This window comes from Xanthomonas sp. NCPPB 3218 (assembly GCF_056725185.1).
This window is the reverse complement of sequence record NZ_CM161516.1, coordinates 3,513,360-3,529,957: the sequence shown is the minus strand read 5'-3', so window position 1 is coordinate 3,529,957 and position 16,598 is coordinate 3,513,360. Positions and strand designations below refer to the sequence as shown.

General features: G+C 65.1%; 12 protein-coding genes. 8 read left to right on the top strand and 4 right to left on the bottom strand.

Translation table 11 applies throughout. From position 1 onward, the window contains the following. Positions 1–86 precede the first annotated feature (86 nt). The 3 genes from AC1PLS_RS14710 (at position 87) to AC1PLS_RS14700 (ending at position 3,583) form a co-directional block, all read left to right on the top strand. On the top strand, positions 87–848 hold the full coding sequence (locus tag AC1PLS_RS14710; RefSeq protein ID WP_046346016.1) for a SapC family protein: 762 nt from the start codon (positions 87–89) through the stop codon (positions 846–848). Positions 849–852: 4 nt separating this feature from the next. Continuing rightward, a complete protein-coding gene (locus AC1PLS_RS14705; RefSeq protein ID WP_184433953.1) occupies positions 853–1,890 on the top strand; it encodes a cupin-like domain-containing protein in 1,038 nt (345 codons plus the stop codon). A gap of 175 nt (positions 1,891–2,065) precedes the next feature. Then, the gene (locus tag AC1PLS_RS14700; RefSeq protein ID WP_184433956.1) at positions 2,066–3,583 is read left to right on the top strand and encodes a tryptophan 7-halogenase; all 1,518 of its coding nucleotides are present in this window, start codon (positions 2,066–2,068) and stop codon (positions 3,581–3,583) included. A 468-nt stretch (positions 3,584–4,051) separates the two neighbouring features. Here the strand turns inward: AC1PLS_RS14700 and AC1PLS_RS14695 are convergent, their stop codons facing one another. The 4 genes from AC1PLS_RS14695 to AC1PLS_RS14680 all read right to left on the bottom strand — a co-directional run bounded on the left by AC1PLS_RS14695 (position 4,052) and on the right by AC1PLS_RS14680 (position 9,194). Further along, the gene (locus AC1PLS_RS14695; protein ID WP_184433959.1) at positions 4,052–5,059 is read right to left on the bottom strand and encodes an MBL fold metallo-hydrolase; all 1,008 of its coding nucleotides are present in this window, start codon (positions 5,057–5,059) and stop codon (positions 4,052–4,054) included. Between the two features lie 248 nt (positions 5,060–5,307). Then, a complete protein-coding gene (locus AC1PLS_RS14690; protein WP_024938724.1) occupies positions 5,308–5,712 on the bottom strand; it encodes a hypothetical protein in 405 nt (134 codons plus the stop codon). 227 nt (positions 5,713–5,939) lie between these two features. Further along, entirely contained in the window at positions 5,940–7,337 is a 1,398-nt protein-coding gene (locus tag AC1PLS_RS14685; protein ID WP_047129084.1) for a trypsin-like serine peptidase, read from the bottom strand. A 471-nt stretch (positions 7,338–7,808) separates the two neighbouring features. After that, positions 7,809–9,194: an APC family permease gene (locus AC1PLS_RS14680; RefSeq protein WP_184433961.1), complete on the bottom strand. Its 1,386-nt coding sequence runs from the start codon at positions 9,192–9,194 to the stop codon at positions 7,809–7,811. A gap of 195 nt (positions 9,195–9,389) precedes the next feature. Between AC1PLS_RS14680 and AC1PLS_RS14675 the strand changes: the two genes are divergently transcribed. The 5 genes from AC1PLS_RS14675 to AC1PLS_RS14655 all read left to right on the top strand — a co-directional run bounded on the left by AC1PLS_RS14675 (position 9,390) and on the right by AC1PLS_RS14655 (position 16,400). Next, positions 9,390–10,154, top strand: coding sequence for a LuxR family transcriptional regulator (locus AC1PLS_RS14675; RefSeq protein ID WP_016904441.1), 765 nt, complete (start codon positions 9,390–9,392; stop codon positions 10,152–10,154). A 256-nt stretch (positions 10,155–10,410) separates the two neighbouring features. Next, a complete protein-coding gene (locus AC1PLS_RS14670; protein WP_024938728.1) occupies positions 10,411–11,352 on the top strand; it encodes a proline iminopeptidase-family hydrolase in 942 nt (313 codons plus the stop codon). An 824-nt stretch (positions 11,353–12,176) separates the two neighbouring features. Beyond that, positions 12,177–13,238, top strand: a complete 1,062-nt coding sequence (locus tag AC1PLS_RS14665; RefSeq protein WP_046343682.1) for a pectate lyase family protein — start codon at positions 12,177–12,179, stop codon at positions 13,236–13,238. Between the two features lie 257 nt (positions 13,239–13,495). Beyond that, the gene (locus AC1PLS_RS14660; protein WP_026064748.1) at positions 13,496–14,884 is read left to right on the top strand and encodes an amino acid permease; all 1,389 of its coding nucleotides are present in this window, start codon (positions 13,496–13,498) and stop codon (positions 14,882–14,884) included. A gap of 286 nt (positions 14,885–15,170) precedes the next feature. Further along, positions 15,171–16,400, top strand: coding sequence for a dipeptidase (locus AC1PLS_RS14655; protein WP_184433963.1), 1,230 nt, complete (start codon positions 15,171–15,173; stop codon positions 16,398–16,400). Positions 16,401–16,598 lie beyond the last annotated feature (198 nt).

Here is a 16,598-nt window from a genome sequence, read left to right as displayed (position 1 = left end):
CCACCAGCAAGTGCGGTACCTGGCCGCGCGATCGACGCATTCCACGCAATGCGGTACTCCGTGGCGGAGCACCGTTGGAGTTTCAGATGACGCGATACGCAGTGCTCAACAATGTGGCGCATCACGATCTGCGCGTCGTGCTGCGCTTCGGTGCCGAGTTCGGCGATGCGCTGGGCCTGGTGCCGGCGTTCGTCACCGAATACGCCGAGCTGCAGCGCGAGTACCCGCTGTTCTTTCGCAAGGATCCAGCCACCGGCGGCTACCAGTCGGTGGCGCTGCTGGGCTTTGCACAGGACGAGAATCTGTTCCTGCAGGACGGCCGTTGGACTGCCAGCTACCTGCCCGGCATCGTCGCCAAGGGCCCGTTCCTGATCGGCTTCCAGGAGCAGCGCATCGAGGGCGCCTTGGTGCAGGAGCCGGTGATCCACGTCGATCTGGAGCACCCGCGCATCAGCCGTCACGAAGGCGAGGCGGTCTTTCTTCCGCAGGGCGGCCATAGCCCGTACCTGGAGCACATCATCGGTGTATTGCGCGGCATCCGCGACGGTGTGGATGCCGGCCAGGCGATGGCGGCCGCACTGGATGCGTTGGGGCTGATCCAGCCGGTGCAGTTGGATGTCACGCTGGATGCCACCCACGCCACCAAGCTGGAAGGCCTGTTCGCCATCGACCGCGAGCGGCTTGCCGCACTCGATGCGTCCTCGTTGCAGCAACTGCACCGGGCCGGCTATCTGGAGGCTGCGTTCCTGATGCTGGCCTCGCTGCACAACGTGCGTCGGCTGATGGCCGAGAAGCAGCGCCGCCTGCAGCAGGCGCACACTGCGTCTGCGACTGCTGCGTTCGCCTGAGCGCATGACGACCGGCGCAGCCTTCTCCTCCCTCGCGGCCGTCGCCGAGCGCAGCGATTGCCACCCCGACGCGCTGCCGCTTGCCGCGCTGTGCGATGCCGCCGAGCCGGTGGTGCTGCGTGGCATTGCACGCGACTGGTCGCTGGTGCAGGCCGGGCGGCGCAGCCCCGAGGAGGCGATGGCGCTGCTGCGCGCGCACGATAGTGGACGCCCCCTGCAGTATTCCCGCGGCGGCCCGGAGATCGCCGGCCGGCCGTTCTATACCGACGATTGCAGTGCGCTGAATTTCGAGGTGCAGCGCGGCAGCTTGAGCAGCTTGCTGGAAGCGATCGTGACGCATCGCGACGACCCGCAGCCGCCTACCTATTACCTGGCGTCGTTGCCTATTGACGACAATCTCCCGGGCTTGCGCGCAGGCAATGATCTGGATTTCGCCGCCAGCGGCATCGCGGTGCAGCCGAGTATCTGGATCGGCAATCGCGTCACTGCTTCCTGCCACTACGATGCGCCCAACAACCTGGCCTGCTGCACGGTGGGGCAACGTCGCTTCACGCTGTTTCCGCCCGAGCAGGTGGCCAACCTGTATCCCGGCCCGCTGGATCCCACGCCGGGCGGGCAGGTCGTGAGCATGGTGGATATCGCCAATCCGGATCTGCTGCGGTATCCACGCTTCGCCCAAGCGCTGGCGCAGGCGCGCACCGTTGTGCTGGAGCCGGGCGATGCAGTGTTCATTCCCGGCATGTGGTGGCATCACGTGCAATCGCTGCAGCCCTTCAACGTGCTGGTCAACTACTGGTGGAGCAGCGTGCCCGCGCATCTGCCGGCGCCGATGCCCGCGCTGTATCACGCGCTGTGGGCCATCCGCGACCGCCCGGCAGCGGAGAAGGAAGCCTGGCGCGCCCTGTTCGACTACTACGTGTTCGGCCCTGCCGAGCGCGCGGGCGAGCACCTGCCCGAGCAGGCACGGCATGCGCTGGGCCCGATCGACCCCACGCTGGCGCGACAGCTGCGCGCGCTGTTGCTCGGCAGGCTCAACCGCTGATGCGCGCGATCGGCTCCAAGGCCACTGGCCGGACAACTGCGCAGCTGCCGGGCGGGCAGGGCCCATGTGCGGCATTGGCAGGCGCCACTCACGCGTTCCGCTCCCGGCGGGCCACCTGCGTTGTCCAGACGATCGATCAAGACCTCATCCCGGATCCATCACCCAGGAGCGCGCAGTGAGCCAGGCCCCGATTCGCAAGGTCGTCATCGCCGGCGGCGGCACCGCCGGCTGGATCGCCGCCTGCGCACTGTCGCATCAATTCCGCGAGCTGCTGGAGATCACGCTGGTCGAGTCCGAGCAGATCGGTACCGTGGGCGTGGGCGAATCCACGGTGCCGCCGATCCGCAGCTTCCATCGCTTCCTGCAGATCGACGAGCAGGAGTTCCTGCGCGCGGTGGCCGGCACCTTCAAGTTGTCGATCTCCTTCGAGCATTGGCGCCACCAGGGCGAGCGCTATATTCATCCGTTCGGCATCACCGGGCAAAGCACGCTGGTGTGCGCCTTCCACCATCTGTGGCTGGAAAGCCAGCGGCGCGGCATGCCGGGCAGCTTTGGCGATTACTGCCTGGAAACCGTGGCTTCGCGCGTCGATCGTTTCGCCTTGCTGCGCGAGCCTGCGGTCAACTACGCCTATCACCTGGATGCCGCGCTGTATGCCAGGTTCCTGCGCACGCGCAGCGAAGCCTGTGGCGTCAGGCGTATCGAAGGCAGGATCCAGCAGGGGACCTTGCAGCCGGACAGTGGCGATGTCGCCAGCCTGCTGCTGGAAGACGGGCAGGTGATCGAGGGCGACCTGTTCATCGATTGCAGCGGTTTTCGCGGCCTGCTGATCGAGCAGGCGTTGCACACCGGTTACGAAGACTGGAGCCATTGGTTGCCGTGCGATCGCGCCGTTGCGGTGCAGACCGAAGCGCTTGGCCCGCCGGTGCCGTATACCCGCGCCATCGCGCACGAAGCCGGATGGCGCTGGCATATCCCGCTGCAGCATCGCGTTGGGAATGGTCTGGTCTTTTCCAGCAAGCACCTGTCCGACGACGAGGCACATGCCAAGTTGCTACGCGATGTGGCCGCGCCTGCGCTGAAAGACCCCTGGCTGGTGCCGTTCCGCACCGGCCGCCGCCTCAAGGCCTGGAACAAGAACGTGGTGTCGCTGGGCCTGGCCAGCGGCTTTATCGAGCCGCTGGAATCCACCAGCATCCATCTCACCATCGCCGCCGTGGTGCGCCTGATCAGCTTGTTCCCGGGGGAGGGCATTGCGCCCTCGCAGGTGGAGCTGTTCAACGACATCAGCCGCGCCGAAATGGAACATGTGCGCGACTTCATCATCCTGCATTACCACGCCACCCAGCGCGAGGAACCGCTATGGCGGCAATGCCGCGCGATGGAGTTGCCCGAATCGCTGGCGCTGCGCCTGCGCGCCTGGCGCGAACGCGCACACGCCTGGCAAGCGGCCGATGAACTGTTCCGCGTCGACTCCTGGACCCATGTGCTGATGGGGCAGGGCATGGCGCCCGAGCAGCATCATCCGCTGGCGCGCGCGCTGTCCGATCGCGACCTGCGTCGCCTGCTGGACGGCATCGCCCAGCCGATCCTTCACGCGGTGGAGCAGATGCCGTCGCAGCAGGCGTTTATCGACGCGTATTGCAAGGCGGGTGCAAGCGTGTGGGGCCTGCGCAGTCCGGTGATGACGTAGAGCGGCTGGCAACGCCGGGGCGCCGCCGGCAGTCGGACACGGCCGCTGCCCGCAACCGCCACAGCACCAGCACGTCCTGGCCCGGCTCGGCAACGCGATGCGGGACGGGCGGCGTGCTCCGCGCAGTCGGCAAGGAAGGCCGGTACGGGCAGTCGGCACGGGCCAGACCGATGTAGGAGCGCGCTCGCGCGCAATTGAGCGTCACCGGAAACGCTCGTCGCGCCCTTCCTCCCCGGTTCCGAGCGCGCCGTCCACGTCCACCTGGCGACTGCTTGCTACGTGTTAGCCGCTCTTGGACACACAAGACCACAGATGCAGTGTCGCGTGCTGTGCCATGCCCGCTCTACGCGGTGTTTGGAGATTGCGTGCCGCTTTGATAGCGGTTGGCGACATCACCGCCGGCTACAGGTCGAATGCGCTGATGACAGTGCGCAGCCGGATCCATCGCTACAGTGCCCAACTGCTTCGCTACAAGCGCATCAGATCCTTGCCGACCACAATCGGCCCGGCATAGTGCTTGCGCGCGCCCTCGCTCCACATCGCATCGGTGATCGTGGGGTCGCCGCCAGGCACAAAGTGATTGAGCACCAGCATCCTTGCGTTGGCTGCTGAAGCGATCTTGCCCACTTCTTCGCTTGTGGAATGGCTCTTGAGCAGATGGTCGAGCAAAGTCGGTGCGTTGTCGTTGGTATTGAGCATCTTTTCCAGCGCGGGCAGATACATCACCTCGTGCACCAGGATGTCGGTGTCCCTCGCGAATTCGGCCAGTGCAGGCAGGTAACGCGTATCGCCGGAGAACACCACCGTGCGGTCGCGCGCGGCAAAGCGATAGGCGAACGCCGGCTTGAGCGTGTAGTGATCCACCAGCGTCGCGGTGACAGTGACCTGGTCGTTCTGCAGCACCGTGCCGGGCTGGTCGAACTCGTGCACATGGATCAGCTGCTTGAACGGCGGGCGGCCTTCTTCGCGGATGCGCGCATCGATGTCGATGGCATTCATCTCGACAAAGGCATCCACCATCCTGGCGATACCGGGCGGGCCGTACAAATGCACCGGCGTCTGCAGTCCGCTGGCCCAGGCCAGCCAGACCACATTGAGCAGGTCGGCGTTGTGGTCGGAGTGGTGATGGGTCAGGAAGATGTCGCGCAGCGCAGGCAGGCGGACGCCGGCCTTGGCCAGTTGCTGTGCAACGCCATTGCCGCAGTCGATCAGGTAGGGTTGCCCGTCGATGACCAGCGCGTTGGCGGCCGCGGCGCGCAGCGGCGATGGCGTGGGGCCGCCCTTGGTGCCGAGCAGCACCAGCACGCTGCCCTTGGCCGGGAAGGGTGCCGGTGACGCCGGGTTTGACGGCGCAGGGTCTTCCTTCGATGCGCGCGGCAGTGCGGCACCGAGCTGGCTCGTCACGCTCAGCGTGGCCGCTGCCAGCGCGATGCGCAGCACCTGGCGACGGGAAGGGCGTGGCGAAGCGGCAGACATGACGGCTCCTGTCGAAGCGGGGACGAGGATGTGCCAGGCGTGGCGTGGCACTGCGCCAGACTATCGTGGGGCTGCCGGGTTTGCGAATGGATCACGTAAACCTCGGCACTGGCATGCCCACGCCCGATGCAGCAGAGCTGCAACTGCGATGCACGCGGTGCGTGTACTGCTCGATCCGATGGCCCGCACCGAATCGGCCACGCCGATCCATCCATTGCCTTCCAACGGTGGGCTTGCATCGATTGCCTTCAGAGTTCCTGTGCAATGAACGCGTTCAACGCAGGCGAACGATAAAACGCCATGCATTGCGCGAAGATCCTGTTGAACGGGCCGCGGCGGGCTTCGTCCTTCATCGGCACTTCGGCGCGATGGAAGTCCGCCGTCTGCTCGGCCACGAAACGGTGCAGGCGGTCGGTGGCACCGGTCTTGGCATTGTCGAGCGCGTAGGTCGTCAGCAGATACGAACGATCGCGCAGCTGGTCGGCGGTGTATTTGCCGCTACGCTCATAGTTGTTGTCCAGGCACAGCTGCAGCGCATAGGCCTTGACGTCGTCGCGATTGGCAGGCTTGCCGGCGGCATGGGCGGTGACCTGTAGCGACAAGGCCAGGAGTGCAGCTGCGGCGATGACACAAGGAGTGCGTTGAACGGGCATGCCGATCCAGGTGAAGGACGAGCTGCCAAGTCTGCATCATTCGGGCACTGCAGATGAAGTGCATCACGACTGACGCGCGTGACCGATAAGGTCCAAGGGTCAGTGCACAAAACGTCAACCCGTACAGATCGATCCACACAGCACATCAAACAATCGACCACACTCTGTACAGGCCAGGCGCAGTCGCACGTGGCAGGCGCTACCCGCCTGCCACGCGCAGCACCCGCTTACGGGCCGAAGTAGGTGGAAATGCTGGAATACACGTCCGAGAAGCGCGAGTAGTAATCCGGATCGGTCTGCGCGGTGCAGAACGAGTAGCCGCCGTACAGGCCGCCGCGCAGCTGGTAGGCGCCACCGCTGGCGACGGTGAACAGGCCCGAGCCGGACGAGCCGCCCTCGGTGACGCCATCGTTCCAGACCACACGGTACAGCGGGCTCTTGCCGTCGATGCTGGTGCTCAGCCCATTGACGGTGCCCAGCGAATACTTCTTGACGTCACCGGACGGGTGGTGGATGCCGACGATCGAGGTGCCGGTCGCGCCGATCGCCGCGCTGTTCCATGCCGCATAGAACGCGCCGCTTGGCGGTGCGGTCTTCAGTTCCAGCAACGCGGTATCGCGCGTGGTATTGGCATGGCGCAGGAATGCACCGCCGGTCAAGGTGGTGGCCTGCGAGCTGGCGGTATTGCCGTTGCAGGTGGCCGCGTCGTAGAACCAGTAGGTCTGCAGTGTGTTGGCGACCGTCTGCGTGCTGATGCAATGCGCTGCGGTCCAGAACAGGTTGCGCTTGGGCGAGTTGGTGTTGTTGAGCAGCGTGCCGGTGCACAGGAACGAGCCCTGGCTGGTGGTGAACACCATGCGCGCCACCGCCTTTGCGGCATTGGTGAAGCCGGCGGTGGGATTGGCGCGGCAGACGATATCGTTCTGGCAGGAATCGCTCTCGCCGATGGCAATGGTCATCATGTCGCGCGCGCTGGCGGTGGGGCTGATATCCAGGTGCGACAGCTGCGGGATGCTCAGGCTGAAGTTCTCCGGATACTGGCCGGCCGGCAGCGACAGTTCCACCAACAGATTCTCGCCGCTGACGGTGGGCGACCAGCCGATGGCGTCGCCGCTGGCGGCGAAGCTGGCACCGGATTGCTCGAATACCCGGCCATCGTCGCCGGCAAAGCGCAGCGTCACCTTGGACGGATCGCCCGGCGTGGCACCGGCACCACGCAGGATCAGCGATGCACGCAGCGAGGCCGCCTGCGCGGAGCCGACCTTCAGGGTCGCCACGCGCGAGCCGTCTTTGGCCATCTGCCAATCGAGCGTGGCCAGATTCACCAGGGGCTTGGCCACCGCGCGCGAAAACCCGATCTGCAGGGGCTGCCCATGTTTGACCTGTGCGATGCGACGCTCACGCACGCGACCGATCTCGGTGCTGGTGGGCGCAGTGAGTTGCACCACACGCGTGGGCAGGATGCCGCCACGCAGACTTGCCGACTGCAACGTCGCTGCGCCGAGCTTGGCCGCCTGCGGTGCGGTACTTACCGGCGCCGCATCCATTTCGGTCGGCGGCGTTGCCAGTGCAGCGCCGGAAACGGCGGAAAACAGCGCCAGGTACAAGGCATTCTTGCGATTCATGGGTAGTCCTTCTCGTCAGGGAACGACAGACTGCGGCGGGGGCCACAGCGAGCGGGCGCCATCGTTGGCGCCGAACGAGACTAGCGAATGTTTAAAGCTGAATATGTGCTGAAAATCTCGTTCAGAGATTGGCATTCGATAAAAAGATCATCGTGTTTTGCATGCAGCAGTCGACGTAGGCACGACTTGCCAGTGGTCTTGCGCAGACGAATACGCACATGCGTGGCGCCGCAGCGCCGCATCCAGGAATCATCTGCAACACGTAAGCTGCTTTACCTGCGGCAACTGCGATCGCGCAGCGCACCGGCAGCGCTGCCTTGATCAAGCTGTCAGGCGATGCAGGTAGCTACGCTGCATGCGGGATGGCGAACGCGCATAACCTTGGCGGGCTTTGACAAGGCGCGCGCTACGTCCCTGCAAGCAGGCACGCCGGCAGCCAGCAGCAAGGTCTGCACATTGGCTCGCGACGAATTATTCCAACGCGTCGCTGGCGCGGAAGTCGGTCGAGCGACCGTTGGCTTTCAAAAACGCCAACACTGCAAGCCCGACCACCATCCAGGCCGTGCCGCCGAGTTGCGCATGCTGGTCGGCATTGATCAGCACATAGGCCAGGATCACGATGCCGATCAACGGCGTGGCGACATGCAACAGCACGCGGCGGCCCTGCCCGCGGAAATGCCACAGCACCGCCACGTGCAACAGGATGAAGGCGGTCAGTGCGCCGACATTGCACAACGAGGACAGCAGCGCGATCTGTCCGACGAAGACTTCGCCCAGCACCATGCTCAGGCCTGCCACCAGCAGGATGGCGCGCTGCGGCACGCCGGTGCGTGGATGGATGTAGCGCAGAAAGGCCGGCAGCTGGCGGTCGCGCGCCATGGCGAACAACAGGCGCGAGGTGGCGGCCTGCGCCACCAACGCGTTGGCGATCGCCGCACTGATCGCGACCGTGAGCGCAATGACGATCTGCAACCACGGCCCGGCGATCAGGCGCCCGATCTCGAAGAACGCATCGTTGGAGGCCTGCGCGTCGGGATAGCGTTGCAGGGTGGGCTGCAGCAGCGCGGCCAGCCAGGTCTGCAGCACGAACAAGCCGGCCACCAGCAACAGCGCCAGCAGGGTCGCGCGCCCGACCACCCGATTGCCGCCACGGGCTTCTTCGGACAGCGTGGAGATCGCGTCGAAGCCCAGGAACGACACCACCGCCACCGACAAGGCGCTGAAGATCAGCTGCGGCGAAAAGGCCTGCGGGTTGTAGAACGGACGCAGGTTCCAGTGCGCACCATTGACGCCACGCTGGATGGCCAGGCTGGCCAGCACCACGAACACCGCCAGCACCACCAGCTGCGCGTAGAGGAAGATGCGATTGGCACGCGCGGTGGTTTCAATGCCGCGCAGGTTGACCAGCGTGTTGAGCACCACGAAGAAGGCGATCCACGCCGGTTGCGGCAGCGCCGGCAATACGTTGTGCATGGCGTTGGCGCCGACCACGTAGAGCAGGGTGGGCACCAGCAGATAATCCAGCAGGATCGCCCAGCCGGCCAGAAAGCCCATGCCGCTGCTCAGGCCGCGTCCCACATACGCATACACCGAGCCGGCGACCGGAAACGCCTGCGACATCTGCTGGTAGCTCAACGCGGTGAACAGCATCGCCACGAAGCCGAGCAGGTAGGTCAGTGGCACCATCCCGGCGCTGATGTCGAACACGCCGCCGAAAATGGAGAACGGCGCGGTCGGCACCATGAATACCAGCCCGTAGATCAGCAGGTCCTTGAGCGTCAGCTGCCGCTTGAGCTCCTGGGTGTAGCCAAAGCGTTCCAGCGCGGCCGCATCGTTGCGGCGGGGGGTGTCGGTCATGCAGGTGTCCGCTGAAAGGGATGCCGAGTCGCGACGCAGGCGCCGTGGGAGCGTCTGCACGTCGATGCTGCAGTGCAGCCAGCTGACTGGCATTGTGACGATAATGTGGCCGCCAAGCCCATCCATTGGTAAAAATGCTAGGTTTTCCATGCCGGATGTCATCCAGCGGCGTACGTCGACACCGAAGGACCCCACATGTTCGACACTCTGGCCAGCCTGGGCCGCGACCTGCAGGCGCTGCACACGCTCAATGCCTGCCTGGACCGGGTGTTTTCCGACGTCTGCGGGCTGGGCTTCCAGTCACTGGTCTACGACTACGCGCCGGTCCCGCTGAGTCTGGAAGGGGCATTGATCACCCCGTCGGTGTTCATGCAGCGCAATGCGCCGGGCGACATGCAGCACATCTGGTGCGAGCACGGCTATTACCAGCACGACCCGGTGCAGCAGCGTGCGACGCGCCGCACCACGCCATTCGTGTGGTCCTACCGCAGCGACGGCGAGATGGAGGGCGTGGAATACGTCGGCAGCCAGCATCGGCAGGTCACGCGTTATCTGTGCGATAGCGGTATGGGAACCGGTGTCACCGTGCCCCTGCACCTGCCGGGTGGCGCGTTCGCGACATTCAGCGCTGCGGTCGATGCGGTCGCGGCCGAGGCGCCACGGCTGGCCGAAGCGCAGCTGTCGCCATTCCTGCTGCTGGCGCATACCTTCCAGGCACGCGCGCAGGAACTGCTCGATCCGCAGGAACGCCGCTGCCACCACATCGCGCTGACCCGCCGCGAGCGCGAATGCCTGCAGTATTCGGCCAAGGGGCTGACAGCCAAGAGCATCGCCGCTGCGCTCAACCGTTCCACCGCCACGGTGAACCTGCATCTGAACTCGGCAGCGCGCAAGCTGGGCGCGCGCAATCGCGTCGAGGCCGTCGTGCGCGGCATGCACTATCGATTGCTGGAGCCGTAAGCCCGACGTGCTCGGCTGCGGCGACATGCCGCGATAGACGATTTCGCTGCGGCGAGAATTTGCGATCGGCAGGCGCAATCTCTGCCCTGATTGATGCCCGTCCTGGCGACCAAATACGCGTTCAGCTGGATCGCATCGCCCGCGCAGCCGGCCCCGATCTTCGAAAGCGCCACGAACCTGGGAGTTTTGCCAGTTAACGCGCGGCGGTTGCCTCGCTAGGCTCGGCGCTCATTCTTGCCGTTAGCAGGCGCAGGTCATGCAGTCCACCGAGGGTTACGTCGAATTCCGTGGGTACCGGACCTGGTACCGCATCACCGGCGACCTGCGCAGCGACGCCTGCCCGCTGATCGTGCTGCACGGCGGCCCCGGCTGCACCCATGACTATGTGGACAGCTTCAAGGACCTGGCGGCCAATGGCCGCGCGGTGATCCATTACGACCAGCTCGGCAACGGCAAGTCCACCCATCTTCCCGATGCAGACCCCGGTTTCTGGACGGTGGGGCTGTTTCTGGACGAGTTGCAGGCCTTGATCACGCAGTTGGGGTTGTCGCAGTACGCGCTGCTCGGGCAGTCCTGGGGCGGGATGCTGGCGGCCGAGCATGCGGTGCGGCGGCCGGCCGGCCTGCGTGCGCTGGTGATCGCCAACTCCCCGGCATCGATGGGCTTGTGGCGCGCTGCGGCGCTGCGGCTGCGTGCGCGCCTGCCCGAGGACATCCAGGCGGCGCTGGACGCGCACGAAGCGGCCGGCACCCTGGACGACCCGGCCTATCGCGCCGCAAGCCAGGTGTTCTACGCCCAGCACGTCTGCCGCGTGCTGCCCTGGCCTGCCGAAGTGGCGCGCACCTTCGCCGCCATCGATGCCGACCCGACCGTGTATCACGCCATGAACGGCCCGACCGAATTCCACGTGGTCGGCAGCCTGCGCAACTGGAGCATCATCGAGCGCCTGCATCGCATCAACGCCCCCACGCTGGTGCTGTCGGGCAAGTACGACGAGGCCACACCGGAAACGGTGGAGCCGTACGCACGCCTGATCCCGGACGCGCGGTGGCATGTGTTCGCCAATTCCAGCCATATGCCGCATGTGGAAGAACGCCCGGCGTGCATGCGCCTGGTCGGCAACTTCCTCGACGACCAGACGCCGTGGCCCGGCGAGCAGCTGGTGCATGCGTCGGCGGTGGCCAGTCGCGCTGTTTGAGCGGATGGGGTGGGGTGTATGTAAGTGCCGTGAAGCTGAGCGTGCCCGGCTGCGGTGCGCAGCTGCGACGCGTCGCGATTGAGCGTGCGCTGCCTTGCTTGCGCATCGTAGGCGTCAGTGTGAGCAAATGATTGAAGAGTCCTCCTGTTGATACACGCAGCTGTGCCTCAATCGCGTGTCGCTGAGCCGACACATCCAATGCGGATTGCCAGGCTACGGTCGAACACCACCTGACGTACCACGTGGTCGGCCCGAAGCGGCCTGTCAATGTCGAAAGAGGCTGGTCGTAGCGCCAGTGCTCGCCCACTGTCGCGATTGATCCAAAGGCGCAATCACGCATCGTCTTCTGCAACGCGGCATCAAATGCCGTGTAAACCACACAAGCCATGCAAACCGCGTGTCTGCGATGGCGCTGCTGCTACGCACCAATGACGCTCACAACACACGTTCGTGTGCAGTGACCACCGCGCAGCATTGTGTGTCGCACTTCGATGCTTAGAAAACGCATTTGCCACCAGCAACTGCGGTCGAAAGCGCGCGTGAGCAAACCGGCATCGGCCTGCGTTTGCATGCATGAAAAACACATCTGCATACAGAGCAAAACACCGTGCACGCCACAATGGTGTCTTGTCCCGGGTGTCTCGTGCTGTCTCTTTTGCATGTCCTGCACGGAGAACACCGTGGTGCGTCAAAGTTTCAGTGATGGATAATTGTTTTATGTGTTAAATCGCGCGAAGAATGCGGCCCCCACGCACCGCTTTGCTGTTGTCGTCGCTCCGGCGCAGGCAGCACGCATCGCTTTTCCACACTTTGGGAGAGGCTGCATGATCATCAAGACATTTCAGGGCGCAGTTGCGCTTGCCCTGTCCGCCTGCGCTGCGGGCGCCATCGCAGGCCCGGTCGGGTACGGTGCCGGCACCACCGGCGGCGGCAACAAGACACCGGTCACCGTGACCACCTTCGAGGCGATGCAGGCTGCGATCGACAGTTATTCCGGCAGCGGCGGGTTGGTGCTCAACTACACCGGCAAGTTCGACTTCAGCAGCATCAAGGACGTCTGCGCGCAGTGGAAGTTGCCGGCCAAGACCGTGCAGATCAAGAACAAGAGCAACATCACCATCAAGGGGGCCAACGGCTCGTCGGCCAACTTCGGGCTTTGGGTGGTGGGCAACTCCAGCAACGTCATCATCCAGAACATGACCATCGGCCTGCTGCAGGGCGGTGAAGATGCCGACTCGATCTCGCTGGAAGGCAATTCCAGCGGCTCGCCGTCCAAGATCTGGGTCGACCACAACACCGTGTTCGCCTCCTTGACCAAGTGCTCGGGCGCCGGCGATGCGTCTTTCGATGGCGGCATCGACATGAAGAAGGGCGTCCATCACGTCACCGTGTCCTACAACCACGTCTACAACTACCAGAAGGTCGCGCTCAACGGATACAGCGACAGCGACACCAAGAATTCGGCTGCGCGCACCACCTATCACCACAACCGCTTCGAGAACGTCGAATCGCGCGTGCCGTTGCAACGGCGTGGGCTGAGCCACATCTACAACAACTACTTCAACAACGTCACCACCTCGGGCATCAACGTGCGCATGGGCGGGGTGGCCAAGATCGAGTCCAACTACTTCGAGAACATCAAGAACCCGGTGACCTCGCGCGACAGCAGCGAGATCGGCTACTGGGACCTGATCAACAACTACGTCGGCAGCGGCATCACCTGGGGCACCCCGGATGGCAGCAAGCCGTACGCCAACGCCACCAACTGGATCACCACCAAGGTGTTCCCCGAACCGCTGGGCTACACCTACAGCATCACCCCGGCCGCACAGGTCAAGGCCAAGGTGATCGCCACCGCCGGTGCGGGCACCAACCTGGCCGAGTAAGCGACAACAGGGTGCGGTCACATGGATCCCCGGCCTGGCCGGGGATTCTTGTCTGTGGGATGCAGCTGGTTCGCGCCTGGCCGGTTCGCGGCCAGGCACGGCGGCCACCGGTGGTTGCACGTGGCGGTGATCCCTGGCGGTGGATGCAGGCAAGCGCCCCCAAGGTTGATCGACCTCGCTCCGGCGCCGGCGTCAAGAGGCGCGGCAGGCGCCGCGACGCGGTATCGTGTCGCGATCCCATCCATGCAAGCCCGTCCATGCCGCTTCCAACCGATCCCGTTGCTGAGCACGCTCCGTCCGCCGCGCCCACCTTGCGCCACGCGCTGAAACCGCGGCAATTGATGATGATGGGCCTGGGCACGGCGATCGGCGCCGGGCTGTTCCTGGGCTCGGGCGTGGGGATCCACGCGGCGGGGCCGGCAGTGCTGGTGTCGTACCTGATCGCCGGAGCGCTGGTGATCATCGTGATGAACGCGTTGGGCGAAATGGCCGCGTCCAAGCCGGCCAGCGGTGCGTTTTCGGTATACGCGGCCGACGCGATGGGGCCGACCGCCGGTGCGACGGTGGGCTGGTTGTGGTGGCTGCAGATCGTGGTGGTGATCGCCGCCGAAGCGGTCGGCGCGGCGGGCCTGCTCGCCTCGGTATGGCCGGCGTTGTCGGTGCCATTGCTGGCGGTGGTGTTCATGGCCACCTTCACGGCGATCAATCTGCTCGGCGTGCGCAATTTCGGCGAGTTCGAATTCTGGTTCGCCATCCTCAAGGTCGTTGCGATCGTGGTGTTCCTGCTGATCGGTGTGGCCCTGCTGGCCGGCTGGTTGCCCGGCGTGGTGTCGCCGGGGCTGTCCAACTTCACCCAGAACGGCGGATTCGCACCCAAGGGGCTGGCCGGCATTGGCTCGGCGTTGCTGGTGGTGGTGTTCGCCTTCGGCGGCACCGAAATCGTGGCAGTGGCCGCTGCGGAAACCGCCGACCCGGGCCGCAGCCTGGCACGCACGATTCGCACCGTGGCCTGGCGCATCCTGGTGTTCTACATCGGCTCGATCAGCGTGATCGTGGCGGTGGTGCCGTGGACCAGCGCGGCGCTCAGCTCGCCGTTTGCCGCCGTGCTGGAGGTGGCGCGCATTCCCGGCGCGGCCACCGCCATCACCCTGGTCGCCGTGGTGGCCTTGCTGTCGGCGCTCAATGCCAATCTGTACGGCGCCTCGCGGATGATCTTCTCGTTAGCCCAGCGCGGCGAAGCGCCACGGCTGCTTGGCAGGACCAGCGGCGAGCAGGTGCCGCTGGTGGCGGTCATCGCCAGCGTGCTGTTCGGATTTGCCGCAGCCGCGCTGGAACTGCTGTACCCCAACAAGGTGTTGCCGATGCTGCTCAACATCGTGGGCGCCACCTGCCTGCTGGTGTGGACGATCTCGCTGCTGTCGCAGCTGATCCTGCGCGCACGCGCCGACCGCGCCGGCATCGCGTTGCCGTTCCGCATGCGGGGTTATCCGTTTCTGACCCTGCTGGCCCTGGCGATCCTGGCGGTGATCTTCGTGCTGCTGGCGTCTTCGGCGGACACCCGCGCGCAGTTCCTGTCGATGGTCGGTCTGACTGTCTTCATCGCCGTGGTCAGCGAAGTGGCGCGACGCGTGCGTGCGCGGACATGAACGTGTAGGTTAACGCGGCTGAGTGCGTGATCGTCCAGCAACGCAACCACGGCGGCAGTGCGCTGTTGCACACCGTCGAAGCGAGAACACGCAAGCAGTCTTGCGGTTTCCTTCTCCATTAGACAGGCGAGTGGCTGGATCTGCCGATCCAGCTCGGCTACTGTCATTTGGCCGATTCCGTTCGTTGCATCGGTTGGCTGGAAAACATCGGCGCGCCAGCGCGCGACGATGAAAATGCATCGCTTCATTCCTTGATTGTTTCAGCAATCATCGCCGGGGTTAGTGCATGCATGCCGTTTCGTCCGAGAATTCTGCTGCCTTGCCTGCCGCCCGCACCCTGGAGGCGGTGCATGCGCTGGCCTATCCGGTCGACACGCATCTGGACTCGCTGTATCTGTCGCGCCTGGGTGGCTTCGATTACTGGAAGGGCGACTGGAAAGCGCAGCGGCGCTCGCTGATCCTCTGGCTGATGTCCAAGACCTCGCCAAGGGGTCGCAACCAACCGCTGATGTACCACGTCAGCGGCCCGGACTTTCTGGCCGGCGGCTACGGCGCTGCCTGCTTCAGCGCCCACGCGTTGTGGGAGAACCTCTTCGGCGCGCCGTTTCTCGACCCCTGGAACAACTGGGTGGAGCATCAGCGCTATGTCGAGGAGATGGTGGCTGCGAGCAAGGGTCGGATGCGGCTGACACGCAGCGCCGCCGAGCTGCGCGCGGTTCGGGCCGAAGGTCTTTGCTGCGCCATCCTGTCGCTGGAGGGCGCGCATATGCTCGGCCCACGCGGAGTCCGCAGCCAGGCGCTGCGGCTGGAGCGCCTGGACATCGCTGCCAGGGCCGGCGCCGCCTATGTGACGCTCAACCATTTCAGCCATACCGACATCTCCCAGGCCGGCTATGCGCCGCTCAATCCGTGGCGCGGGATCGAAGGGGCGGGGCTGTCGGAATTCGGCCGCAAGGTCGTGGAGCGCTGTATCGATGCCGGACTGCTGGTGGATCTTTCGCACACCTCCAGCCAGGGCGTCCTCGATGCCTGCGCCATCTGCGTCCGTCGCAACGTGCCGGCCTTCGCCTCGCATGCCGCCTCGCGCAGTGTCACCCGTGGCGCCGAAACGCGGCCGTCGCGTCATCTCGACCGCGGGCTCGACGACGCGGCGATCCGCGCCATCGTCCAGACCGGTGGCTGCATCAGCGTCATCCTGGCGCCGTACTTTCTGCAACATGCCTATCTGGCCGACGGCAAGCCGAACATGGATGCCGATCTCGCCTTTGTCGTCGGCTACTACGAAGCCTTCGCCCGACAGATCGCCGCCATGGGGATCGTTGAGGATCCGTGGAAGCACCTGAGTTTCGGCAGCGATTTCGATGGCGGTATCTCCAGCCTGCCGACCGGTCTGCGCAGCGGTGCGGATCTGCCCAGGCTCACGCAGGCGATGATGGATGCCGGCTGGCCCACGCAACGCATCGTCGATGTGTACAGCGGCAATTTCCTGCGGGTCTGGGAGCGGGTGCGGCCGTAGCGTTCTCCGGTGCCCTGCGTGCGGATGCGGTGTGGCAGCGCGGTGACCTTCCAGCGCGTGCCGGTGTATCTGCGAGCGCCGGGTGCATCGCGGTGACCGGCCTGTGTGCAACGCGTCTGCGTGCGAGAAATGCGCGCTGCAGTGCACACCGGGTGTAGCATCGCCGAGAGGGCCAACAAGGCTACAACGTCAGGCAGG